24 protein-coding genes and 1 tRNA gene are annotated in these 22,888 nt (G+C 68.6%); 17 read left to right on the top strand and 8 right to left on the bottom strand.

Annotated features, from left to right (window positions below; translation table 11 throughout):
- Window positions 1–29: 29 nt before the first annotated feature.
- The 9 genes from ABVN73_RS19595 to ABVN73_RS19555 all read left to right on the top strand — a co-directional run bounded on the left by ABVN73_RS19595 (window position 30) and on the right by ABVN73_RS19555 (window position 8,639).
- Window positions 30–635 (top strand): Maf family protein, encoded by a 606-nt coding sequence (locus tag ABVN73_RS19595; protein WP_353859918.1) that lies wholly within the window; start codon window positions 30–32, stop codon window positions 633–635.
- Complete coding sequence (locus tag ABVN73_RS19590) at window positions 632–1,888, top strand: ribonuclease E/G (protein WP_353859917.1); 1,257 nt, start codon at window positions 632–634, stop codon at window positions 1,886–1,888. The genes ABVN73_RS19595 and ABVN73_RS19590 overlap by 4 nt, the downstream gene beginning before the upstream one ends.
- A gap of 3 nt (window positions 1,889–1,891) precedes the next feature.
- Window positions 1,892–2,077, top strand: a complete 186-nt coding sequence (gene yacG, locus ABVN73_RS19585) for a DNA gyrase inhibitor YacG (RefSeq protein ID WP_353859916.1) — start codon at window positions 1,892–1,894, stop codon at window positions 2,075–2,077.
- Window positions 2,078–2,175: 98 nt separating this feature from the next.
- Window positions 2,176–2,251, top strand: a tRNA-Phe gene (locus ABVN73_RS19580).
- 170 nt (window positions 2,252–2,421) lie between these two features.
- Window positions 2,422–3,399, top strand: coding sequence for a glycosyltransferase family 10 (locus tag ABVN73_RS19575; RefSeq protein ID WP_353859915.1), 978 nt, complete (start codon window positions 2,422–2,424; stop codon window positions 3,397–3,399).
- Window positions 3,400–3,422: 23 nt separating this feature from the next.
- The gene (locus ABVN73_RS19570; protein ID WP_353859914.1) at window positions 3,423–4,145 is read left to right on the top strand and encodes a hypothetical protein; all 723 of its coding nucleotides are present in this window, start codon (window positions 3,423–3,425) and stop codon (window positions 4,143–4,145) included.
- 9 nt (window positions 4,146–4,154) lie between these two features.
- Window positions 4,155–6,641: a tetratricopeptide repeat protein gene (locus ABVN73_RS19565; RefSeq protein ID WP_353859913.1), complete on the top strand. Its 2,487-nt coding sequence runs from the start codon at window positions 4,155–4,157 to the stop codon at window positions 6,639–6,641.
- Window positions 6,638–7,423 (top strand): galactosyltransferase-related protein, encoded by a 786-nt coding sequence (locus ABVN73_RS19560; RefSeq protein WP_353859912.1) that lies wholly within the window; start codon window positions 6,638–6,640, stop codon window positions 7,421–7,423. Before ABVN73_RS19565 ends, ABVN73_RS19560 begins: the two co-directional genes overlap by 4 nt.
- 133 nt (window positions 7,424–7,556) lie before the next feature.
- On the top strand, window positions 7,557–8,639 hold the full coding sequence (locus tag ABVN73_RS19555; RefSeq protein WP_353859911.1) for an AAA family ATPase: 1,083 nt from the start codon (window positions 7,557–7,559) through the stop codon (window positions 8,637–8,639).
- Window positions 8,640–8,655: 16 nt separating this feature from the next.
- Here ABVN73_RS19555 and ABVN73_RS19550 read toward each other — a convergent pair whose 3' ends face one another.
- On the bottom strand, window positions 8,656–9,084 hold the full coding sequence (locus ABVN73_RS19550; protein ID WP_014198205.1) for an Lrp/AsnC family transcriptional regulator: 429 nt from the start codon (window positions 9,082–9,084) through the stop codon (window positions 8,656–8,658).
- A 130-nt stretch (window positions 9,085–9,214) separates the two neighbouring features.
- Here ABVN73_RS19550 and rocF point away from each other — a divergent pair, with 130 nt between their 5' ends.
- The 3 genes from rocF (at window position 9,215) to ABVN73_RS19535 (ending at window position 12,623) form a co-directional block, all read left to right on the top strand.
- Window positions 9,215–10,189, top strand: a complete 975-nt coding sequence (gene rocF / locus ABVN73_RS19545; RefSeq protein WP_353859910.1) for an arginase — start codon at window positions 9,215–9,217, stop codon at window positions 10,187–10,189.
- 28 nt (window positions 10,190–10,217) lie between these two features.
- The gene (gene rocD / locus ABVN73_RS19540; protein ID WP_353859909.1) at window positions 10,218–11,435 is read left to right on the top strand and encodes an ornithine--oxo-acid transaminase; all 1,218 of its coding nucleotides are present in this window, start codon (window positions 10,218–10,220) and stop codon (window positions 11,433–11,435) included.
- Between the two features lie 72 nt (window positions 11,436–11,507).
- Window positions 11,508–12,623, top strand: a complete 1,116-nt coding sequence (locus ABVN73_RS19535; RefSeq protein ID WP_353859908.1) for a M14 family metallopeptidase — start codon at window positions 11,508–11,510, stop codon at window positions 12,621–12,623.
- 376 nt (window positions 12,624–12,999) lie between these two features.
- Here the strand turns inward: ABVN73_RS19535 and ABVN73_RS19530 are convergent, their stop codons facing one another.
- Window positions 13,000–13,665, bottom strand: a complete 666-nt coding sequence (locus tag ABVN73_RS19530) for a hypothetical protein (protein WP_353859907.1) — start codon at window positions 13,663–13,665, stop codon at window positions 13,000–13,002.
- A gap of 462 nt (window positions 13,666–14,127) precedes the next feature.
- Between ABVN73_RS19530 and ABVN73_RS19525 the strand changes: the two genes are divergently transcribed.
- The 4 genes from ABVN73_RS19525 to ABVN73_RS19510 are packed head-to-tail and all read left to right on the top strand — an operon-like array spanning window position 14,128 to window position 16,114.
- Window positions 14,128–14,778, top strand: a complete 651-nt coding sequence (locus ABVN73_RS19525) for a TetR/AcrR family transcriptional regulator (protein ID WP_353859906.1) — start codon at window positions 14,128–14,130, stop codon at window positions 14,776–14,778.
- On the top strand, window positions 14,765–15,229 hold the full coding sequence (locus ABVN73_RS19520) for an SRPBCC family protein (protein WP_353859905.1): 465 nt from the start codon (window positions 14,765–14,767) through the stop codon (window positions 15,227–15,229). The genes ABVN73_RS19525 and ABVN73_RS19520 overlap by 14 nt, the downstream gene beginning before the upstream one ends.
- Window positions 15,230–15,278: 49 nt before the next feature.
- Window positions 15,279–15,710 carry a VOC family protein gene (locus tag ABVN73_RS19515; RefSeq protein WP_353859904.1) on the top strand — a complete coding sequence of 144 codons (432 nt, stop codon included), beginning with the start codon at window positions 15,279–15,281 and terminating at the stop codon, window positions 15,708–15,710.
- A gap of 38 nt (window positions 15,711–15,748) precedes the next feature.
- Complete coding sequence (locus tag ABVN73_RS19510) at window positions 15,749–16,114, top strand: DUF1428 domain-containing protein (RefSeq protein ID WP_353859903.1); 366 nt, start codon at window positions 15,749–15,751, stop codon at window positions 16,112–16,114.
- A 9-nt stretch (window positions 16,115–16,123) separates the two neighbouring features.
- Here the strand turns inward: ABVN73_RS19510 and ABVN73_RS19505 are convergent, their stop codons facing one another.
- From ABVN73_RS19505 to gabD, 4 genes are all read right to left on the bottom strand, one after another.
- Complete coding sequence (locus ABVN73_RS19505; RefSeq protein ID WP_353859902.1) at window positions 16,124–16,582, bottom strand: hypothetical protein; 459 nt, start codon at window positions 16,580–16,582, stop codon at window positions 16,124–16,126.
- The gene (locus tag ABVN73_RS19500; protein WP_353859901.1) at window positions 16,561–17,007 is read right to left on the bottom strand and encodes a hypothetical protein; all 447 of its coding nucleotides are present in this window, start codon (window positions 17,005–17,007) and stop codon (window positions 16,561–16,563) included. Before ABVN73_RS19500 ends, ABVN73_RS19505 begins: the two co-directional genes overlap by 22 nt.
- A gap of 118 nt (window positions 17,008–17,125) precedes the next feature.
- Window positions 17,126–18,412, bottom strand: a complete 1,287-nt coding sequence (gene gabT, locus ABVN73_RS19495) for a 4-aminobutyrate--2-oxoglutarate transaminase (RefSeq protein ID WP_114857998.1) — start codon at window positions 18,410–18,412, stop codon at window positions 17,126–17,128.
- Between the two features lie 28 nt (window positions 18,413–18,440).
- The gene (gabD, locus tag ABVN73_RS19490; protein ID WP_200486469.1) at window positions 18,441–19,901 is read right to left on the bottom strand and encodes an NADP-dependent succinate-semialdehyde dehydrogenase; all 1,461 of its coding nucleotides are present in this window, start codon (window positions 19,899–19,901) and stop codon (window positions 18,441–18,443) included.
- A 140-nt stretch (window positions 19,902–20,041) separates the two neighbouring features.
- Here gabD and ABVN73_RS19485 point away from each other — a divergent pair, with 140 nt between their 5' ends.
- Window positions 20,042–20,626: a cupin domain-containing protein gene (locus tag ABVN73_RS19485; protein ID WP_094306922.1), complete on the top strand. Its 585-nt coding sequence runs from the start codon at window positions 20,042–20,044 to the stop codon at window positions 20,624–20,626.
- Between the two features lie 62 nt (window positions 20,627–20,688).
- Here ABVN73_RS19485 and ABVN73_RS19480 read toward each other — a convergent pair whose 3' ends face one another.
- Together ABVN73_RS19480 and ABVN73_RS19475 are read right to left on the bottom strand one after the other, a co-directional pair.
- Window positions 20,689–21,519 (bottom strand): ABC transporter permease, encoded by an 831-nt coding sequence (locus ABVN73_RS19480; RefSeq protein WP_353859900.1) that lies wholly within the window; start codon window positions 21,517–21,519, stop codon window positions 20,689–20,691.
- Window positions 21,516–22,778, bottom strand: a complete 1,263-nt coding sequence (locus ABVN73_RS19475) for an ABC transporter permease (RefSeq protein ID WP_109072375.1) — start codon at window positions 22,776–22,778, stop codon at window positions 21,516–21,518. Before ABVN73_RS19475 ends, ABVN73_RS19480 begins: the two co-directional genes overlap by 4 nt.
- Between the last annotated feature and the right edge of the window lie 110 nt (window positions 22,779–22,888).

The raw sequence follows: 22,888 nt of genomic DNA, 5'->3' as shown, positions 1-22,888 counted from the left end.
TTTCCACCGTCGGCCATCCTTCCCGCGTTATGAGCACCGAAACCATCCACCGGCTCGTGCTGGCGTCCGCCTCGCCCCGCCGGCTCGACCTGTTGCGCCAGATCGGCGTGGTGCCCGACGCGGTCGACCCCGCAGACATCGACGAGTCGCCCCTGCCGCGGGAGCTTCCGCCCCAGCACGCGCTGCGTCTGGCCGGCGAGAAGGCCGCCGCCGTGGCCGCGCGCCATCCCGGCGCCTTCGTGCTGGCCGCCGACACGGTGGTCGCCTGCGGCCGCCGCATCCTGCCCAAGGCGGAGGAGGAGAAGCAGGCGCGCGCCTGCCTCTCCCTGCTGTCCGGGCGGCGGCACCGGGTGTTCGGCGGAGTCGTGCTGCTGTCGCCCGCGCGTGATGGCGACGCGTTGCGCCGGTCGGATCGGCTGGTGCGCACCGACGTGACCTTCAAGGCGCTGTCCCACGAGGAGACCGAGTCCTACATCGCCTGCGGCGAATGGCAGGGCAAGGCCGGCGGCTACGCGATCCAGGGCCGGGCGGCGGCCCATGTCCGCTGGATCGGCGGCTCCTACAGCAACGTGGTCGGGCTGCCCCTGTTCGAGGTGGCCGCGCTGCTGCGCGGCGCGGGGTTCCCGCTGCCGTGACGGGCCCCGCCGTCGGCGCCGCATCGGAGATTCTGATCGATCGTGACGGTCCGCTGACGCGGGCCGCCGTGCTGACCGGCGGCCGGCTGACCGACCTCTACATCGACCATGCCGGGCGGCCCTCCCTGCTGGGGCATGTGTTCCTCGGCCGGGTGGAGCGCATCGCGACGGGGCTGGACGGCGCCTTCGTCGATCTCGGCACCGGCAAGTCGGGCCTGCTCTCCGCCCTGGACGCCCGGGGGCCGAAGGGGCGCCCGAAGGCCAAGGGCGAGCGGATCGGAAATTTGCTGCGCACCGGCCAGACCGTGCTGGTGCAGGTCAAGGCCGACGCCACCGGGGCCAAGGGGCCGTCCCTGACCATGGACGTCACTCTGCCGGGCCGTTTCCTGGTGCACGCGCCGCTGGGCCGCGACGTGGCGGTGTCGAAGCGTCTGGGCAGCGGGCCGGAGCGCGCCGAGCTGGCCCGCCGCATCCAGGACATCGCTCCCGGCGCCGGCTGGATCGTCCGGGCGGGCGCCGCCACGGCGCCGGACGGGCTGCTGGCCGCGGAGTCGGACGCGCTGCATCTGGCGTGGCGTTCGATCCGCGACGCCGCGGAGCGGGGCGGCGGACCCGCGCTGCTGCTGCCCGGCCCCGACGCGACGCGCCGCGCCCTGATCGAGCATGGGGCGGCGGCTCCCTCGCGGATTATCGTGGACGACGCGGCCTTGGCCCGCGACCTCGCCGACTGGTGCGCCGACCGCGCGCCGGACCTTGAGGGACGGGTGGAGCCGTTCGACGCCCGGCTGTTGGCCGCGCCGTCCGATGGCCGGCAGCGGCTGTTCGACCTGCGCGACCTGGACGCTGAAATCGAAACGCTGCTCGGCACGCGGGTGCCGTTGTCGGGCGGCGGGTCGCTGGTCATCGAGCGGACGGAGGCGATGACAGTCGTGGACGTCAACGCGGGGGAACGCGGCAACCCGCTGGACGTCAATCTGGAGGCGGCGGCGGAGATCGCCCGGCAACTGCGCCTGCGCAACGCCGGGGGAATCGTCGTCGTCGATTTCGTCAACATGCGCAACCGCGGCGACGCCGAACGGCTGCTGAACGCCCTGTCCCGCGCGGTGGAGGACGACCCGGCGCAGACCCAGGTCTATGGACTGTCCAAGCTGGGGCTGGTGGAGATGACCCGCGCCCGGCGCGGCACGGCCCTGGCCGACTTGCTGGGAACCGGCCGGACGGACTCCATCCGCGCCGGCGCGGCGGAGGATTGAGCGATGAACGACAACCGGAAGCCTGTTGAGAAAGCCTGCCCGATCTGCGGCCGCCCGGCGGTGGAGGAGACCAAGCCCTTCTGCTCCAAGCGCTGCGCCGACGTGGATCTGTCGCGCTGGCTGGGCGGCGTCTACCGCATCGAAAGCCCCGACCGCCCGGATGCCGAAGAGACCGACGAGCGGGAGTGACGGGGCTGCGGATTTCTGCATTTTAGGGCTGGACAGGCCCGGCGAATTTGCCTACAAAGCGCGCCTCGACGCGCCGCGGCCTCCACCGCGGCGTCGGTGCCCAGGTAGCTCAGTTGGTAGAGCAGGGGACTGAAAATCCCCGTGTCGGCGGTTCGACTCCGTCCCTGGGCACCACTCCATCCCCCTTGTGGGATCGTGGTGTTTCGAACGCTCCGTCATCCGCGGGGCGTTTTTTGTTGTCCGGACGGTTCTGTCCGCTCCGGTGGAGGAACACAGAAGGCGGTGGCGTTCGCGCCGCGGCGACCGTATCGTGCGTCGCGCAACGATCCGGCGCGGATGGCGGGATGCTCGATCAGCGGACAAGCGCGTTTCTTGAGGACTTCCTCGCTCAACCCGGCGGCGACCCGGAGCGGCTCGACCGTTTCCTGCTTCACGGCCCGTACCGCGGGCGTCGTGGCGGCAAGCCGCGGCTGAAGCTGGCCTTCCACGACTTCTGGCCGGAGTTCGACAAGGGCACGAACTTCTTCATCGAGATCCTGTCCAGCCGCTTCGACCTGTCGGTGGTCGAGGACGACAGCGACCTCGCCATCGTGTCGGTCTTCGGCGGGCGGCATCGCGAGGCGCGCAGCCGCCGCACCCTGTTCTTCACCGGGGAGAACGTCCGTCCGCCGCTGGACGGTTTCGACATGGCGGTGTCCTTCGACCGCATCGATGACCCGCGCCATTACCGGCTGCCGCTCTACGTCATGCACGCCTACGAGCACATGCGGGAGGGGGCGGTGCCGCATTTCTGCTCCCCCGTGCTGCCGCCGGCGCCGCCGACGCGGGCCGCCTTCGCGGAGCGCGGCTTCTGCGCCTTCCTCTACAAGAACCCGAACGGGGAGCGCCGCAACCGCTTCTTCCCGGCGCTCGACGGGCGGCGGCGCGTCGATTCGGTGGGCTGGCACCTGAACAACACCGGCAGCGTCGTCAGGATGGGCTGGCTGTCGAAGATCCGCGTCTTCGAACGCTACCGCTTCGCCTTCGCCTTCGAGAACGCCAGCCACCCCGGTTATCTGACCGAAAAGATCCTGGACGTCTTCCAGGCCGGGGCGGTGCCGCTCTATTGGGGTGACCCGGATGTGGAGCGCGAGGTGGCGGCCGGCAGCTTCATCGACGTGTCGCGCTTCGCCTCGGACGAGGAGGCGGTGGAGCACATCCTGGCGGTGGATGACGATTACGACGCCTATTGCGCCCACCGCGCCGTGGCGCCCTTCCTGGGGACGGAGGAGTTCCATTTCGACGCCTACCGCCTCGCCGACTGGATCGAGAGCCGGCTGTAAGGGCCGGAAGGGGAGGGGAAGCGATGGCGCGGGTGTTGCTGAATTACGCGGACGGGGCCTTTCTGGCGGCGCAGCAGCGCAACGCGCGCAGCGGGCTGGAGGTCGGCGGCTTCGACTCCGTGGCCATGCTGGGGCGAAGCCACATCGATCCGGCCTTCGTGGAGCGCAACCGCTTCATCCTCGACCAGCCGCGCGGCGCGGGCTACTGGCTGTGGAAGCCCTGGGCCATCTGGACCCTGCTGCGCGACCATCTGAAGGACGGCGACGTGCTGTTCTACTGCGACAGCGGCGCCCATTTCGTGCACCGCGCCGACCCGGTGATCGACCTGTGCCGGGAACGGCGCGACCTGCCCATCCTGCTGTTCACGCTGCAGGACGAGTTCAAGAACCGCGGCTGGACCAAGCGCGACTGCTTCCATTTCATGCGGCTGGACCGCGCCGAATACACCGACGCCACCCAGATCCTGGCGAGTTTCATCGTCTGCGAACGGACGCCGGAGACCATCGCCTTCGTCTCCGAATGGCTGCGCTTCGCCCAGGACGAGCGCATCCTCACCGACGCGCCGAACGAGTGCGGCAAGCCGAACTACCCGGAATTCCGCGACCACCGCCACGACCAGAGCATCCTCAGCCTGCTCGCCCGCCGCCGCGGGGTGAGCACGATCCCCGACATCTCGCAATGGGGCGACGACCGCCGCCCGGCGGCGATTCCGCGCATCCTGCTGCACACCCGCCAGCGGGACTGAGGGGGACGGATGGATCTTCCCGAAACCGCCGAACGGGCCGCCGCCCTGCACCGGCAGGCCGTCGCCGCCCAGCGCGAGGGCCGCGTGCGGGACGCCGTGGCGCTGTTCCAGCAGGCGCTGGCGCTGCGCAAGGACGTGGACGTCTATCTTGATTTCGGCAGCCTGCTGGCGGGGCTGTCGCAATGGGGGCCGGCGGGGGCGGTCTACGCCGCGGCGCTGAAACTGGCGCCCGACTCCCTCGACGCTCATCACGGGGTGGCTCTGTCCCTCCACGCCCAGGGGCGCCCGGCGGAGGCCGAGCCGCACTACCGCACCGTCCTGGCCGCCTGTCCCGGCGTCGGCGCGGTGTGGAACAACCTCGGCGTGGCGCTTCAGGAGCAAGGCCGCGTCGGCGAGGCCGAAGCCGCCTACCGCGAGGCCCTGCGCCACCGGCCGGAGGACGCCGGCACCTGGAAGAATCTGGCGGTCGCGCTCGAAGGGCTGGGCCGGATCGGCGAGGCCGAGGCCGCCTACCGGGCGGCGCTGTCGCGCAACCCGGAGCACGCGGTGTCCCTGAACAATCTCGGCGGCCTCCTGTTGGCGTCCGGGCGTTCGGACGAGGCGTGGCGGATCGGCGGACGCATGGCGGCGCTGAACCCGGCGGACCGGCATGGCTGGATGCTGCTGGGCAACGCCGCCCACGCGGCCGGCCGCTGGCCCGACGCGGTGTCCGCGAACACGGTGGCGGTGCGGCTGGCGCCGGACGATCCCGCCCTGCGCCACAACCTCGCCAACGCTCTGGCCGCCGCCGGGCGGCGGGAGGCGGCGGTAAGCGAATACCGGGCTGTTCTCGGGCTCCAGCCCGATTCCGCGGCGGCGGCGGTCGATCTGGCGGTGGAACTGCTTGGCCTGCACGACACGGCGGGCGCCCAGGGGGTGCTGCACGGCGCGATCGGGCGGCATCCGGAGCATGGCGCGGCGTGGCGGGTTCTCGGCCAGACGCTGACCGCCGCCTTGCGGCCGGACGCCGCGCTCGACGCGCTGCGCCGGGCGGTGGCGCTCGACCCCGGCGATCCGGCGGGGTGGGAGGATCTGGCCGCCGCGGCGACCTTGGCCGACCGCATCGCGCCGTCCATCGAGGCCCTCCGCCGCGTCCGCCGGCTCGCCCCCGCCTACAACCCGGCGCTGGCGCAGCTGGTGCAGCAGCAGAGGCACGCCTGCGACTGGCGCGACCTGCCGGCGCTGGAACGCGACCTGATCGGGCGGATGCGCGCCGGGGCGCTGGGCGTGCCGCCCTTCGGCCTGCTGGCGGTGGACGCGACCCCTGCGGACCACCGGGCGGCGGCGGAGCGCTGGGCGCGGCAGAAGGCGCAAGGAATCCCCGCGGTGGCGCGGACGGCCGTGGCCGGTGACGGACGCCTGCGCATCGGCTATCTCTCCGCCGACTTCCACGAGCACGCCACGGCCTATCTGATGGCGGAGCTTCTGGAGCGGCACGATCGGACCCGCTTCGCCGTCACCGCCTATTCCACCGGCATCGACGACGGCAGCCCGATGCGCCGCCGCCTGACCGCCGCGGTGGAGCGCTTCGTGGACCTGCGCCACCGCTCCGACCTCGACGCCGCGCGGACCATCGCCGCCGACGGCATCGACATCCTGGTGGACCTGAAGGGCTACACGGCCTTCGCCCGCACGGCGATCCCGGCGGCGCGGCCCGCCCCGGTTCAGGTGAACTGGCTGGGCTATCCCGGCACCATGGGGGCGGATTTCATCGACGTGATCCTGGCCGACGCGGTGACCATCCCGCCGGGCGAGGAGGGCTTCTACAGCGAGGCGGTGGTGCGGCTCCCCCATTGCTACCAGCCCAACGACCGCCACAGGGCCATCGCGGAGCGCACCCCGTCGCGCGCCGATTGCGGCCTGCCGGAGGACGGCGTCGTCTTCTGCTGCTTCAACAGCCCCTACAAGCTGACGCCCGCGCTGTTCGACGTCTGGGCGCGCCTGCTGCGCGCCGTGCCGGGGAGCGTGCTGTGGCTCTACGCCGGCAATCCGCTGGTGGCCGGCAACCTGCGGCGCGAGGCGGCGGCCCGCGGGGTGGCGCCGGAACGCCTCGTCTTCGCGCCGCCGCGCCCGCTGGCGGAGCATCTGGCGCGGCACCGGCTGGCCGACCTGTTCCTCGACACGCTGCCCTACAACGCCCACACCACGGCCAGCGACGCGCTGTGGACCGGGCTTCCGGTGGTGACCTGCCGCGGGGCGACCTTCGCCGGGCGGGTGGCGGCCAGCCTGCTCGACACGGTGGGGCTGCCGGAGCTGATCACCGACTCGCTGGAGGCCTACGAGGCGCTGGCCCTCGACCTTGCCCGCGATCCGCAGCGGCTGGCCGGGCTGAAGGCGCGGCTGGCGGCGGCGCGGACGGCCAGCCCGCTGTTCGACGGCGACCGCTTCGCCCGCGATCTGGAGGACGCCTACCGGGCGATCTGGCAATGCTTCGCACCGGCAGGAGACGCGCGATGACGACCACGGACCGGCGGCTTCACATCGTCGTGCCCTACCGCGACCGCGCGGCCCATCTGCGGGACTTCGTGCCGCGGGTCGGCGCTTACTTCGCAACGCTCGCCGATCCCATCGACTACCGAGTCACCATCGTCGAGCAGGAGGCCGGGCTGCCCTTCAACCGGGGCGCCGTCAAGAATGTCGGCTTCCTTCTGGGCGAGGCGGAGAGCGGTTACACCTGCCTGCACGACATCGACTATCTGCCCATCGACGCCGATTACTCCTGGGTGGACCGGCCGACCCCCATCCTGTCCTTCGGGGCGGAGCAGCGGCCGGTGGCGCCCGGCCGCTCGGACCAGACGGTGACCACCGACCTGGAGAGCACGATGGGGGGCGTCCTGCTGATGCCCAACGACGTGTTCCGGCGGATCGACGGCTATTCCAACGCCTATTGGGGCTGGGGCTACGAGGATTTCGACCTGTCGCTGCGCATCCGTTCCCGCCGCATCCCCACCGCGCGGCGGCCCGGCCGGTTCGAGCCGCTGGACCACGACAACGAGGGCTTCAATCCCGACGCCTCGGCGTCGCCCATCTCGCGGGTCAACAAGCGCGTCTTCCAGGCCAACTGGGCCGGCGGGACGATCCCGGAGGAGGACGGCCTGTCCAGCCTGTCCTTCGAGATTCTCGACCGCCGCCCCTGCGACGGCATCCATCCCGACGCCGCCGGGCGGTGGGAGATCGTGCGCGTCCGCCTGACCATGGCGCCGCTTCCCGGCCAGCTGGCCGCCTTCAAGGCACGCTGAACCTGTTACCTTTAAGGGGCGGCGGCGCATCTGCGGGAAGACATCGGCCCGCCCGCTTGGCTATAGTGCGCCGCTTTCGGCGGCTCTTGGCCCGCAGGACGAACACCCGCGAAAACGACGAAGCGGAATGGACATGACCAGCCACGAAGACGTCTTCGACGCGCCGGAGACGCGGCAGCCGACCATCCTGGCGGTGTACAACCAGAAGGGCGGCGTCGGCAAGACGACCACCTCGGTGAACCTCGCACTCGCGCTGGCCGCGCTGGGCAAGAGCGTCGTCCTGATCGACTTCGATCCGCAGAGCAGCGCCACCAGCAATTTCCTGCTGCGGGAGAAGGCGCGCGTCGGCATCAACGACCTGCTGAGCCAGGACACCTTCGTCGAGGACGCCATCACCCCGACCAGCTTCGACGGGCTGTCGATGATCGTCGGGGCGCGCAAGCTCTACTCGCTGGAGCACGCGCTGGACGCCCGCGGCGGCTCGCAGCGCGGCCTGCGCAAGGCGCTGCACTTTTCGCGCAACCCGCCGGACTACGTGGTGATCGACTGCCCGCCGGCGCTCGGCCATCTGGCGGCGGGCGCGCTGGCGGCGTCGGACCGGCTGGTGCTTCCGGTCTTTCCGGGGCGCTACGCGCTGGACGGGCTGAAGCGCACCCTGTCGGTGGTCGAGCACATCCAGAAGGGCATGAACCCCAACCTGTCGGTGGCCGGCATCCTGATGCTGTCGATCACCAACGATGAGGTCGGGCGCGAATCGCTGACCCTGCTGCGCTCCGAGTTCCCGGAGCTGATGTTCCGCACGGCGGTGCCCTACGACGTGGACGTGGTGAAGGCGACCTACCGCCGGATGCCCGCCGCGATCTTCAGCCCGGAGGGGCGGACGACCACGCGCTTCCTGGCGCTGGGCTGGGAGATCGTCCATGGCCGCGGCTCCTCCCCGACCGACGAGCAGCTGAAGCCGGCGCAGGACCGCATCCGCGCGTGGCACGCCGACACCGACGCCTCCTACAGCGCCCGCCGCGCGGCGGCGCCGGACGAGGGCGACGAGTCCACGGGCGGCAACAACGGGCGCGGCGCGGGAGCGGATGCGCCGAAGGGTGGCGGCAGCGGCCTGGCGCTGGTCGCGGCGGCGGTGGGGCTGATTGTCGGCTTCGCGTTGGGCGCGCTGTTCGGCCAACCGCTCCTGGGCGGCGTGCTGGCCGGCCTGGGGGGCTGATCTCCCGGCGGGTAGGCTACAGCACCGCCTTGCGGGCGGAGAGCAGGATGCTGGTCTCGGTGGAGGCGATGCCGGCGATCTGCCGGACGCGGCGCAGCGTGTCGTCGAAGGCCTCCAGCGACTCCGTTTCGATTTCAGCGACGACGTCCCAGCGCCCGTTGGTGGTGTAGACGGTCCGCACCTCCGGAAAGCCGTGCAGGCGGGCGATGACCGTTTCGGCGGCGCGGCCCTCCACCTCGATCATCGTGATGGCCCGGACCATGGCGGGCCGCAGGTCCTTGCGCAGCAGAACCGTGAAGCCGGCGATGACCCCGCTCTCGACCAGACGGTCGATGCGGGCGCGCACGGTCGCGCGCGACACCTTCAGCGCGGCTGCGAGGCCGGCGACGGGCTGGCGCGCGTCGGCGCGCAGCAGGCCCAGCAGGCGGTGATCCAGGTCGTCCATGCCGGAATGATAAATCGGGCTTGTCAAACTGTCAAAAACGCCGCCGTTCCTTGGCACTTTTCCGTCTTTCTGCCGCCCGCGCCGCCCCCGATAGTCATGGGAGGCACGATCGCACAGGGAGAGGGACGGCATGGCGTCGCAGGCGTCGGAGGATCGGGACGATCCGCGCTTCGTGGAGATCATCGGCGTTCCCATCGAGGCGGGGGCCGGCCATCCCGGCGCCCTGATGGGACCGGCGGCGCTGCGCACGGCGGGGCTGGTCCGCGCCCTGCGCGAACTGGGGCACGAGGTGCGCGACCTCGGTGACCTGACGCCCGATCCGTGGTGCGCGGGCGACGCCGCCACGGTCCGTCTGGCGGAGATCACCGCCTGGTCGCGGGCGCTGGCCGACCGCTCCTACGCCATGATGCGGGGCGGCGGCGTGCCGGTGTTCCTGGGTGGCGACCACAGCCTGTCCATGGGCTCGGTTACCGGGGTGGCCCGCCATTGCCGGGAGGCCGGCAAGCCGCTGTTCGTGCTGTGGCTGGACGCCCACGGCGACTTCAACACCCCCCACACCTCGCCGTCCGGCAACATGCACGGGATGCCGGTGGCCCTGCTGTGCGGGGAGGACGGCTTCGACGAGGTCTTCCCGCCGGAGCAGCGCGCCACCGTGAACCCGGCGCACGTCCACCTCTTCGGCATCCGCTCCCTCGATCCCGGCGAGCGGCGCCTGCTGCGCGCCCGCGGGGTGGACGTGGTGGACATGCGGCTGATCGACGAGCACGGCGTCGGCGTCCACATGCGCCGCATCATCGAGCGGGTGCGGCAGGCCGGCGGCCATCTGCACGTCAGCCTGGACGTGGATTTCCTCGACCCCGCCATCGCGCCCGCGGTGGGCACGGCGGTGCTGGGCGGGGCGACCTACCGCGAGGCGCACCTGATCATGGAGATGCTGCACGACGCGGGCGTCGTCGGCTCGCTGGACGTGGTGGAGCTGAACCCCTTCCTCGACGAGCGGGGCAAGAGCGCCCTCCTGCTGGTCGATCTGGTGGCCAGCCTGTTCGGGCGCCGCATCATTGACCCCGCCGTCACCCAGTCGCAGATCGGCGGCCAAGCCGTCTGAAGAAGAAACAACTCCCGGAGAGAACGCCATGCTTCAGCACGCCGCCGACCTGATCGGGACCGAACACCGCCTGGGCGCCCACAATTACAAGCCGCTGGACGTCGTGCTGGCGCGCGGCGAGGGCGTGTTTGTCTGGGACACCGAGGGCAACCGCTACCTCGACTGCCTGTCGGCCTATTCCGCCGTCAACCAGGGCCATTGCCACCCGAAGATTCTGGAGGCGATGGTGCAACAGGCGTCGAAGCTGACCCTGACCTCCCGCGCCTTCCGCAACGACCAGCTGGCGCTGTTCTACGAAGAGCTGGCGGCGCTGACCGGCTCGCACAAGATCCTGCCGATGAACAGCGGGGCGGAGGCGGTGGAGTCGGCGATCAAGACGGTGCGCAAATGGGGCTACGAGGTGCGCGGCGTGCCGGAGAACCAGGCGGAGATCATCGTCTGCTCCGACAATTTTCACGGCCGCACCATCTCCATCGTCAGCTTCAGCACCGACCCGGACGCCCGCGGCGGCTTCGGCCCCTTTACGCCGGGCTTCCGCACCGTGCCCTTCGGCGACGCGGCGGCGCTGGAGGCGGCGATGACCGCCAACACGGTGGCCGTCCTGCTGGAGCCGATCCAGGGCGAGGCCGGCGTGGTCATCCCGCCCGCCGGCTATCTGCGCCGGGTGCGCGACCTGTGCACGGAGCGCAACGTCGTGATGATCCTGGACGAAATCCAGACCGGTCTGGGCCGCACCGGCAAGCTGCTGGCCGAGGAGCATGAGGGGGTGGAGGCCGACGTCACCTTGATCGGCAAGGCGCTGTCCGGCGGCTTCTACCCGGTGTCGGCGGTGCTGTCGAACTCCGAGGTGCTGGGCGTTCTGAAGCCCGGCCAGCACGGCAGCACCTTCGGCGGCAACCCGCTGGCCTGCGCCGTCGCCCGCGCCGCCATGCGGGTGCTGGTGGAGGAGGGCATGATCGACAACGCCGCCGCCCAGGGCGCCTATTTCCTGGAGCAACTCGGCGCCATCCGCAGCAACGTGATCCGCGAAGCGCGCGGGCGCGGCCTGATGCTGGCGGTGGAGCTTCACCCGGAGGCGGGCGGGGCGCGCCGCTATTGCGAAGCGCTGCGGGCGTGCGGCGTCCTGGCGAAGGACACCCACGACCACACCATCCGCATCGCCCCGCCGCTGGTCATCACCCGCGAGCAGGTCGATTGGGCGCTGGAGCAGTTCGACGCCGTGCTGACGGGAACCACCCCTCCTTAAAACGCGCTTGCGGCCCGCCCCGGCCTTCGCCACGGTGGGGCGGGCTTCTCATTTATCCGGCAGCGATCCGCCATGCACAGCGCCATCATCGACCTCCCGTCCGCCACCCCCGGCACCCGGCGGACCCTGACCGTCCAGCGCTTCGGCACGGCGGGCGCGCGTCCCTGCGCCTACATCCAGGCGTCGCTGCACGCCGACGAGATCCCGGCGATGCTGGTGGCCGACAAGCTGCGCCGCATCCTGACCGCTCTGGAGGCCGAGGGGCGGATCGCCGGGGAGGTGATCCTCGTCCCGGTCGCCAACCCGGTGGGTCTGGGCCAGTCGCTGATGGACCATCACCTGGGCCGCTTCGACCAGGACGACGGCAAGAACTTCAACCGCGACTACCCCCACCTGACCGAGGCGGTGGCCGAGCGCGTGGCCGACCGGCTGACCGACGACGGCGAGGCCAACAAGACCGCCATCCGCGCCGCCCTGGCCGAAGCCCTGGCCGAACGCACCCCGCGCACCGAGACGGAGCACATGAAGCACCGTCTTCTGGAGCTGGCGCTCCAGGCCGATTGGGTGCTGGACCTGCATTGCGACCTGGAAGCGGTGATGCACCTCTACACCCTGACGCCCTCGGCGGAGGCCTTCGCCCCGTTGCAGCGGCTGCTGGGCGCGCGGGCGGTCTTCCTGGCCGAGGAATCCGGCGGCGACCCCTTCGACGAGGCGGTCAGCCGCCCCTGGAACGAGCTTGCCAAGCGCTGGCCCGACCGCCCGATCCCCTTCGGCTGCCATTCCGTGACCGTGGAACTGCGCGGGCAGGCCGACGTGGAGCACGCCCAGGGCGAAGCGGACGCCCAGGCCATCGCCGGCTTCCTCACCCACGTCGGAGTCCTGTCCGGCGAGCCGCCGGCCCTGCCGGAGCCGCTGTGCGCACCGACCCCGCTGGAATCGTCGGAACCGCTGACCGCCCCGGTGGGCGGCGTGGTGGTCTTCCACCACAAGGCGGGCGACCGCGTCGAGGCCGGCGCCGTGGTCGCCGACATCCTCGACCCGCTGACCGGCGAGGTGACCCCGGTGCGCAGCGAATCGGCGGGAGTGCTCTACGCCCACAGCGCGACCCGCTTTACCCTGGCGGGCAAGCGGATCGCCAAGGTGGCGGGGACGACGCTGCGGCGGACGGGGCCGTTGTTGAGTGCGTAATTTCCCCCACACTCCAGCCATGCGGCTACGCCGAGTAAATTGTGTAGTCCGCATAAACGTGGCGCTTTTCGTGATGTGGCGGTAAGAAGGACCTCTAAGTTAAGCTTTAGGAGCAAACGTATTCCGTTTGTTGAGTGAAGGCAGTTTCGGTCTCTGCTATGTAGTAAAGCCTTCTACTTAGATTTTTGCGTGCATCTTGGGTAGGGAGGTTCTTTGGGTGGTCTGCAATATTGTGGCGTTCGTGGGGTGTCTTCCTAAGATTTGCTTCAAGGCATCATAAAATTTCCTCGGTAAGATCTAAAATTTTTACGGAAAACTTACAATTATTTGCTCTGTTGTTAATGGTGTCGCTGTAGGGGCCTCTGAAAGGCTTCGGCTATGAGTATTGCTCCAATAAAAATGCGCGCTCTTCGAGAAGTTGTGCGTAGCGGTAACGGAAAATTTCTTCCTCGTCGCCGCGAAGTGGAGGGCGATCAATTGCAAAGGCATGTCCTCGAATCACATCTAAAATATGTACCTCATTGGATGGAACTGAAGGCAATGCTCTCGACAATAACCACAGTCCAAGGCGAGCAGCTTCTTCAGTTAAAATTGGTTCTGGTGAAAAGTAAGGGTAGACAGCATGTTCGGTTCCAAGCCCATCGCGAACAGACAGAACGCTGTCTATTTTTACGATTGCAGCTAAGCCTGGAAAGGAAAAGTGTGCCTTTAATGAATGACCGGGATGAAAAGGTTCATTGGTCCAACGCCGACGATCATTCCACCAGAGCAGAAATCCATCACGGAGAGAAGGATATAGATTCCTGCGCCGATCATTGCTAGCAATCCTCATGTCTATCGAATTATGAAGGTCTCTTATTCCAAATGCATGATTTCGTGCATCTGCCCAGAACGGTGCATAGAAATCGCCTCCGGATGATAAAATGCCAGCGTCGCGAGCAATTTCTTCTCGAATGTCGGAGAGAATGGCGGATCGACGTTTGTTAGGGGCAAGAAATAGTATTTTTAGTAACTTTCTGAGATGAATTCTATCGAGAGCCATTTTTTTCTCCAAAATATTTCCAGAATATTGGTCTGCTTATGACAGCAATGTCAGGGGTGCCAAGGACGCAGAAGTTCTCATGAATTTCTGCGAGTAAGTGATTAAATATTACTGCAGTCCTTCCTCAACTGAAGATGTGTGCCTCCCTCCCCGCGCAGGTGACTGCAACCAAAAGGATTATCAATCATTTTGAAAAGTATATAATATGCTCATTGTCATCGCAATACGCATTGTTGATTGTTTTTGCCGCTCCTTAAGCGTCGCGGGTTTCTGCGTCGTGGCTCATGCCAGAGCAAAGCTTGCATCGGCTACGAAGTGATCACGCAGCGCCCCGTAACATTGTTGGAGAATGACCACTGCTGGTCCCTGCTCGCTTGGCGCGCTGAGACTGCCGCGCTGGATGGAGTGGCGGCACCTCTCCACGCTTGACTCCCGTACCAACCGTTCGGTATGTTTCGGCCCATGCCGAGACCCGCCAAACACCACCCCGAACGCGGCGATGCCCGCACCCGGCTTCTCGAAGCGGCGCGGGACGTCATCCGGGCCAAGGGCTTCGCGGCGACCTCCGTCGATGATCTCTGCAAGGCAGCGGGGGTCACCAAGGGCGCGTTCTTCCACCATTTCGAGACCAAGGAAGCGCTCGGCGTCGCCGCCGCCGCCTATTGGGCGGAAACCACCTCGGCCTTCTTCGCGAACGCGCCGTACCACCGGCTCGACGACCCGCTCGACCGGCTGTTCGGCTATGTCGAGTTCCGCAAGGCGATCATCGACGGCGATCCCGCCGAGTTCACCTGCCTCGTCGGGACCATGACGCAGGAGGTCTACGGGTCGCACCCGGCGATCCGCAACGCCTGCGCCGCCAGCATCTTCGGCCACGCGGCGACGCTCGAACCGGACATCGCGGCGGCCATGGCGGCGCGCGGCATCGTGGCCGACTGGACCCCGGCGAGCCTCGCACGGCACACCCAGGCCGTGCTCCAGGGCGCCTTCATCCTCGCCAAGGCGACGGGCGGGCGCGAGGACGCGCTGGACAGCGTCGATCACCTGAAACGCTATCTCACGCTGCTCTTTTCACAGACCCGTTCGAAAGGGACACCCCATGACGGAAGGTGAGCGCGACCTCGTTCTGACCCGCAGCCTCGACGCGCCGCGCGGCGCGCTGTGGCGCTGCTGGACCGAACCCGAGCTGCTGAAACAGTGGTTCTGCCCCAAGCCCTGGTTCGTGTCCGAGGCGCGGATGGACCTGCGGCCGGGCGGCGAGTTCTTCACGCGGATGAACGGCCCGAACGGCGAATCCTTCGGCGACCCCGGCGTTTTCCTCGATGTGGAGGAGGGGCGGCGTCTGGTCTTCACCGACGCCTTCCGCCCCGGCTGGCGGCCGTCGGGCCGGGCCTTCATGACCGCCGAGGTGCGGTTCGAGGACGCGGGCGACGGCCGGACCCTCTACACCGCGCGCGCCATGCACTGGAGCGCCGAGGCGCGCGACGAGCATGAGAAGATGGGCTTCCACGAAGGCTGGGGCAAAGCGACCGACCAGCTCGAAGCCCTCGCCCAGACGCTTTGACCCAAGACGCTCTGACTCAGAAACAAGCGAACCGGGAGGAAACGAGACCATGGAACCGACGATCTACCTGTTCTTCAACGGGACCTGCCTGGAAGCGATGACCCACTACGCCGAGACCCTCGGCGGCGAGGTCGTCTATGTGTTCCGCAACAGCGACGCCCCGGATGCGGGCAGCCGTATGCCCGGCGGCGATCACCTTGTGATGAACATGATGGTGAAGCTGGGGGCGACCACGGTGATGGCCTCCGACTCGCCGGACAGCATGTACAGCACGCCGCAGGGATTCCGGGTGCAGATCGCCCCGCCGTCGCTCGCCGAATTCGACCGGGTTTTCGGTGCGCTGGCGAAGAACGCCCGCGCCGTGGAGATGCCGCCGGGCGAAACCTTCTGGGCCGAGCGCTTCGCCATGTTCACCGACCGCTTCGGCACGCCCTGGATGCTGAACTACGAGGGCGCGAAGAACGCGGGCGCGGCGGCCTGACGGCGGGGCAGGGCTTTCAGACAAAAGGGAGGAAGGGCATGGCTTACATCGACGGGTTCGTCATCGCGGTTCCGACGGCCAACAAGCAGGCCTTCATCGACCACGCGAACAAGGTCGACGTTCTGTTCAAGGAGCTTGGCGCGACGCGCATCATCGAATGCTGGGGCGACGACGTGCCCAACGGCAAGCTCACCGATTTCCGCCGGGCCGTGCAGGCGACGGAGGACGAGACGGTCGCCTTCTCCTGGATCGAATGGCCGGACAAGGCGACGCGGGACGCCGGCATGGGGCGGATCGAGGAGCTGATGAAGACCGACGAGCGGTTCAGCCCGGAGAACAACCCGATGCCCTTCGACGGCAAGCGGATGATCTTCGGCGGCTTCGCGCCGGTCGTCGAGCTGTGAGCGGGCGCGTCAGGAGCCGGTGAGGGCGCCGGCTTCACTGTTTGAAACACCGAGGTCCGCGGCGGCGCCGCGCATCAGCGCCACCGCGTCCCGGTCCCTCATGCGCCGGTATCCGGCCTCGGCCAGCGCCTCCCGCCGCTCACCGTCGGCGACCAGCGCGCAGGCGGCCTCGACCAGCCCGTCGTAGGGGGCGAAGGCCATGGCGTCCAGCAGGTCGGGGTCGATCTCGGTGTCGGGGTGGCGCTCGGCCAGCACCGCCTTGCGGTTCGACAGCAGATGCGAGACGCGGACGATCTCGAAGATGCCCGCCTCGTGGTAATGCAGGTTCAACACCAGCTTGGCGTCGGCGACGAAGCGGTCGCGCAGCTCTCCGTAATAATGCTGGAGGCTGACCACGGTCAGGCCGCGCTCGCCCAGCGCGTCGAGGATGGCGCGGCGGCGCGGATTCACCGCGCCGTAGAAGAGCACGTCGATGCCGGGGGCGGTGCTGTGGCGATGCGGGTCATCTCGTCGACATGCCCGATGGGAACGAGGCGCGCCCGGATGCCCTGGCGGGCCAGATCGGCGATGTTGCGCGGGCTGTAGTCCCACACCCGGCAGCGGCGCAGCAGGTCCAGGTAATGGGCGTTGCGCGGGTGGAGCGTGGCGATCTGCTCCAGATTGTACAGGATGGTGCCGCTGGGCAGGCGGTCGCCTTCCTCCGGAGTCAGGTCGTGCCCGCCCAGCACGATCGCGCGCCGCCGCCGGCCGACGCGGTTCCACACGATCTCCGCGTCGATGCCCAGGCGGCGCAGCGCGAAGCGCAGTGTTTCCGCGACCTCGCCGAAGACGCTGGCCCCGGCGTCGCCCAGCCCGTTCTTCTTGATGATGACGATGTCGATCCCGCCGGCCATGCGCTAGCCCCTCCGCCCCGCGTCCTCATCCTAAAGCGCGGGCGGGCGGGCGCACAAAAAGAAACCCTCCTTCCCTTGCGGGAAGGAGGGCGTGCAGGCGGGGGACTTCGTGAAAGGATCAGGCCGAGACCAGCTCCTCCAGGGAGCGCTCGATGATGTCCAGACCCTCGTCCACCAGCGCGTCCGACGCGGTCAGCGGGACCAGGATGCGGATCACGTTGCCGTAGGTGCCGCAGGACAGCAGGACGAGGCCCTTCTCCGCCGCCTTGGCGACCAGTGCCTTGGTCAGCTCCGGCGCCGGCTCCTTGGTGCCGCGGTCCTTCACCAGCTCCATGGCGATCATGCCGCCCAGGTTGCGCACGTCGCCGATCACCGACAGCGTGTTGCGCTGGGCCATGGTGCGGAAGCGGCCGGCGATGCGCTCGCCCAGGTCGTTGGAGCGCTGGATCAGCTTCTCCTCCTCGATGACGTCCAGCACGGCCAGCGCCGCGGTGGTCGCCAGCGGGCTGCCGGCGTAGGTGCCGCCGATGCCGCCGGGGATCGGGGCGTCCATGATCTCCGCCTTGCCGGTGACCGCCGACAGCGGGAAACCGCCGGCCAAGCTCTTCGCCATGGTCATCAGGTCGGGCTCGACGCCGGAATGCTCGATGGCGAACATCTTGCCGGTGCGGGCGAAGCCGGTCTGAATCTCGTCGATGATCAGCAGGATGCCGTTGTCGTCGCAGATCTTGCGCAGGGCCTGCAGGAACTCCGGCGGGGCGATGTTGAAGCCGCCCTCACCCTGCACCGGCTCCACGATGATCGCGGCGACGCGGGTGGCGTCGACGTCCGACTTGAACAGGGACTCTAGCGCCTTCAGGCTGTCCTGGACGCTGACCCCGCGGTAGGCGTTGGGGAAGGGCGCGTGGTAGACCTCGGCCGGGAAGGGACCGAAGCCGACCTTGTAGGGAACGACCTTGCCGGTCAGCGCCATCGCCAGCAGCGTGCGGCCGTGGAAGGCGCCGGAGAAGGCGATCACGCCCGGACGGCCCGTGTGGGCGCGGGCGATCTTCACGGCGTTCTCGACGGCTTCGGCGCCCGTGGTGAAGAAGGCGGTCTTCTTCGGCGTGGAGCCCGGAACCAGCGCGTTCAGCCGCTCCGCCAGGGTCACGAAGGACTCGTAGGGCGTGACCATCGCGCAGGTGTGGGTGAAGCGGTCGAGCTGGGCCTTCACCGCCTCGATGATCTTCGGATGGCGGTGGCCGGTGTTCAGCACCGCGATGCCGCCGGCGAAGTCGATGAAGCGGTTGCCCTCGACGTCCCACAGCTCGGCGTTCTCGGCGCGGTCGACATAGACCGGCATGGCGTTGGCAAGGCCGCGCGGAACGGCGGCGTTGCGACGATCCTGGAAGGACTGGTTGCTCATCTCAAACCCCCGATTGGAAAGGATGGCGTCAGGCGCCCAGGCCGACGCACAGGTACTTGATCTCCAGGAAGTCCTCCACACCGTACTTGGAGCCTTCCCGCCCGATGCCCGACTGCTTGATGCCGCCGAACGGCGCGACCTCGGTCGACAGGATGCCTTCGTTGATGCCGACCATCCCGTATTCGAGCTGCTCGGCCACGCGCCACACCCGGCCGATGTCCCGGCTGTAGAAATAGGCGGCCAGACCGAATTCGGTGTCGTTGGCCATGCGGATGGCGTCGGCCTCCGTCTCGAACTTGAACAGCGGGGCCACCGGGCCGAAGATCTCCTCGCGGGCCACGCGCATCTCGGTGGTGACGCCGGTCAGGATCGTCGGCTCGAAGAAGGTGCCGCCCAGGCCGTGGCGCTTGCCGCCGAGCGCGACCGTGGCGCCCTTGGCCAGCGCGTCGCCCATCAGCTCCTCGACCTTCTCGACGGCCTGGCCGTTGATCATCGGGCCCTGGGTGACCCCGGCCTCCATGCCGTTGCCGACGCGGATCTGCTTCACCGCCTCGGCCAGCTTGGCGGCGAAGGCGTCGTAGACGCCGGCCTGGACCAGCAGGCGGTTCGCGCAGACGCAGGTCTGGCCGGAGTTGCGGTACTTGGACGCCAAGGCGCCCTTGACCGCCTCGTCCAGGTCGGCGTCGTCGAACACGATGAAGGGCGCGTTGCCGCCCAGCTCCAGCGACACCTTCTTCACCGTGTCGGCGGACTGGCGCATCAGGATCTTGCCGACCTCGGTCGAGCCGGTGAAGGACAGCTTGCGCACGATCGGGCTGGCGGTCAGCTCGCCGCCGATGGCGACGGGGTCAGACCCGGTGACGATGTTAAACACCCCGGCCGGGACGCCGGCGCGCTCGGCCAGCTCGGCCAGCGCCAGGGCGGACAGCGGGGTGTCCTCCGCCGGCTTGACGACGATGGTGCAGCCGGCGGCCAGCGCTGGGCCGACCTTGCGGGTGATCATCGCGTTGGGGAAGTTCCACGGGGTGATCGCCGCGACGACGCCGATCGGCTCCTTCAGGACGACGATGCGCTTGTTGCCGGCGAAGCTGGGGATCACGTCGCCGTAGACCCGCTTGCCCTCCTCGGCGAACCACTCGATGAAGCTGGCGCCGTAGGCGACCTCGCCGCGGGCCTCGGCCAGCGGCTTGCCCTGCTCCAGCGTCATCAGGACGGCCAGATCCTCCTGCGCCGCCATGATCAGCTCGAACCAGCGGCGCAGGATCGCCGCGCGCTCCTTCGCGGTCTTGGCGCGCCAGGCGGGCAGGGCGGCGTCGGCGGCGTTGATGGCCTGCCGCGTCTCTTCCGCGCCGACGTCGGCGACCCGGGCCAGTTCCTCGCCCGTCGCCGGGTTGGTCACCGCGAAGGTCTTGCCGGAGAAGGCGTCGCGCCACGCGCCGTTCACATAGGCTTGTGTCCGAAGAAGGCTCTGGTCGTTCAGCGACAGCATGGGAATCAGCCTCGATTTGCTATGTGAAGGGAGCGTACCCATGTTTAATAAATTAAACAACCCTAATCGGGTGTTGAGTTTTTGATGACGCACACACGCGAATCCGGTATGCCTTCCGGTCAGGAGCGAGGAACCGATCCATGGATGTGGACGCTGTCGATTTCAACGTGGGCGCGCGCCTGAAGCAGGTTCGCGAAGCGCACGGACTGTCCCAGCGCCAGTTGGCGCAACGGGCGGGCGTGACCAACGGCACCATCTCGCTGATCGAGCAGAACCGGTGCAGCCCCTCCGTCTCCTCGCTGCGCAAGGTGCTCCAGGGCATTCCGATGACCCTGGCGGAGTTCTTCTCCTCCGACGACCTGCCGCCGCGCGAGCAGATCTTCTTCAAGGGCGGCGATCTGGTCGAGCTGACCGGGCTGGTGAAGAGCCGGGTCGGCTCCATCTCCTTCCGGCAGGTGGGCGACCTGCGCGGCCGCAACCTCCAGGTGCTGCACGAGAAGTACGCCCCCGGCGCCGACACCGGCGGCCGCACCATGCTCCAGCACGAATCGGAGGAGGGCGGCATCGTCATCAAGGGCCGGATCGAGCTGACGGTCGGCGACCGCAAGGAGATCCTCGGCCCCGGCGACGCCTATCTGTTCGACAGCCGCATCCCGCACCGCTTCCGCAACCTCGGCGACGAGGAATGCGAAATCATCAGCGCCTGCACCCCGCCGTACCTGTGACATCACTCCACCGGATTTGAGGAAGGGCCGGGCGCCCATCGGGGCCGCCCGGCTTGTTCAGGTCAGCGCAGGTTGCCCTTCAGCCGCTCGTTGCGCCGGCGCAGCGCCTCCAGCGTGGCGAGCAGGATGACCGAGATGGTCGTCAGGATCACCGCCGCCGCCGTGATGGTCGGGCTGATGTTCTCGCGGATGCCGCTGAACATCTCGCGGGGCAGGGTGCGCTGCTCCGGTCCCGCCATGAACAGCACCACCACCACCTCGTCGAAGCTGGTGGCGAAGGCGAACAGGGCGCCCGACGCCAGACCCGGCAGGATCAGCGGCAGGATCACCCGGCGGAAGGCATAGAGGGGCGAGGCGCCGAGCGAGGCGGCGGCCCGCGCCAGATTCATGTCGAAGCTCTGCAGCGTCGCGCTGACCGTGATGACCACGAAGGGCGTGGACAGCGCGGTGTGGGCCAGGATCAGCCCGGCGTAGCTGCCGGTCAGCCCGATCGGTGCGAAGAAGAAATACAGGCCGACCGCGGTGATGACGCCCGGCACCACCACCGGCGACAGCACGATGGCCAGCACCAGCGGCTTGAACTTGCTCTTCCACTGGGCGAGGCCGAGCGAGGCCAGCGTGCCCAGCACCATCGACAGGATGGTCGAGGCCACCCCGATGATGACGCTGTTCTTCAGCGACGACACCCAGCGCGGGGAGTTCAGGAAGTCCTCGTACCAGCGCAGCGAGAGGCCGGGCAGCGGGTAGGTCAGGTAGGAGCCGGAGCTGAAGGACAGCGGCATGATCGCCAGGATCGGCGCCATCAGGAAGACCAGCACCAGCGAGGCGACGACCACCGTGGTGATCCAGGCGACGCGCTGGCTGGCGGTGCGGGGGGCGTGATTGTCGCTCAATTCTTCATCCCTCCCGTGACCTGCTGGCCGTGGACCAGCTTTCCATAGACGACGGCCAGCAGCAGCGTCGCGAGCAGAAGCACCGCGCCCAGCGCCGAGGCCAGACCCCAGTTGACGGTTTCCGTCGTGTAGAAGGCGATGAAATAGCTGATCATCTGGTCGGCAGCACCACCCACCAGCGCCGGCGTGATGTAGTAGCCGATGGCCAGGATGAAGACGAGCAGGCTGCCCGCCCCGATGCCGGGCACGGTCTGCGGCAGGTAGATGCGCAGGAAGGCAGTGACCGGCGAGGCGCCCAGCGACGCCGCGGCCCTCATGTAGGCGGGCGAGATCGACCGCATGCTGCTGTAGAGCGGCAGGATCATGAAGGGCAGCAGCACATGCGTCATCGCCACATAGACGCCGAAGCGGTTGTAGATCAGCCGCAGCGGCTCGTCGATCAGGCCGATCCAGCGCAGGCTGTCGTTGACGATGCCCTCGCTCTGCAGCACGACGATCCAGGCGCAGGTGCGCACCAGGAGCGAGGTCCAGAAGGGCAGCAGCACGAAGATCATCAGCAGGTTCGACTGGCCAGTGGGCAGCGTCGCCAGCATGTAGGCGACCGGGAAGCCCAGGATCAGGCACAGCGCGGTGACGCCGAAGCTGATGGTGAAGGTGCGCCCGAAGACGTCGCGGTAGATCGCCTGCTCCTCGGGAGCGGCGACGATGGCGCCATCGACGTTGCGCGTCAGGTCGAGCGCGCCCAGCAGGTAGAAGCTGGTGAGCGGCCCGCTGGCGCCCTTGATCGCCGCCCAGGTGGCGCGCTCGCCCCAGGCCGGGTTGATGCCGATCAGCGTGTCCTTGGCGGTGCCCGGCTCCGGCAGGGTCTTCAGGTTGCGCGCGGTGCCCGCCATGATGGTGCGGAAGCCGTTCAGCGCGTAGTTCAGCCGCTTGGACGCGATGGCGACGGTGCCGGCGTCGCGCGCCGTGCGGATGTCGCCGGCCAGCGCGGCGAAGGCCGGCTCGCCCGGAACGTCCTTGCCGTCCCAGTCGGCCAGGGCCGCGACGGTGTGGGGCAGGACTTGACGCACCTCCCAGTCGTCGACCGACCGCCAGAGCATGCCGGCGATGGGACCGAGGAAGGTGAAGAGCAGGAAGAGGAGGAGCGGCAGGATCAGCGCCAGGGCCTTGAGCCGGCGCGCCCGCTCCGCCCGTTTCAAGCGGCGCTTGAGAGGCACCTCGGACGACGCATCGGCGCCGGCGACGAACGCGGCTGTCATGGGCGGCCTATTTCGAAAATGCGGTAGAGACGTGTGCGGGGTGGTCGAGGAGGGCCCCCACCCTAATCCTCCCCCGCTCACGCAGGGGAGGGGACCAATCTCCCTCCCCT

This window comes from Azospirillum formosense (assembly GCF_040500525.1).
Classification (GTDB): domain Bacteria; phylum Pseudomonadota; class Alphaproteobacteria; order Azospirillales; family Azospirillaceae; genus Azospirillum; species Azospirillum formosense_A.
This window is presented reverse-complemented; position numbering and strand designations above follow the sequence as displayed.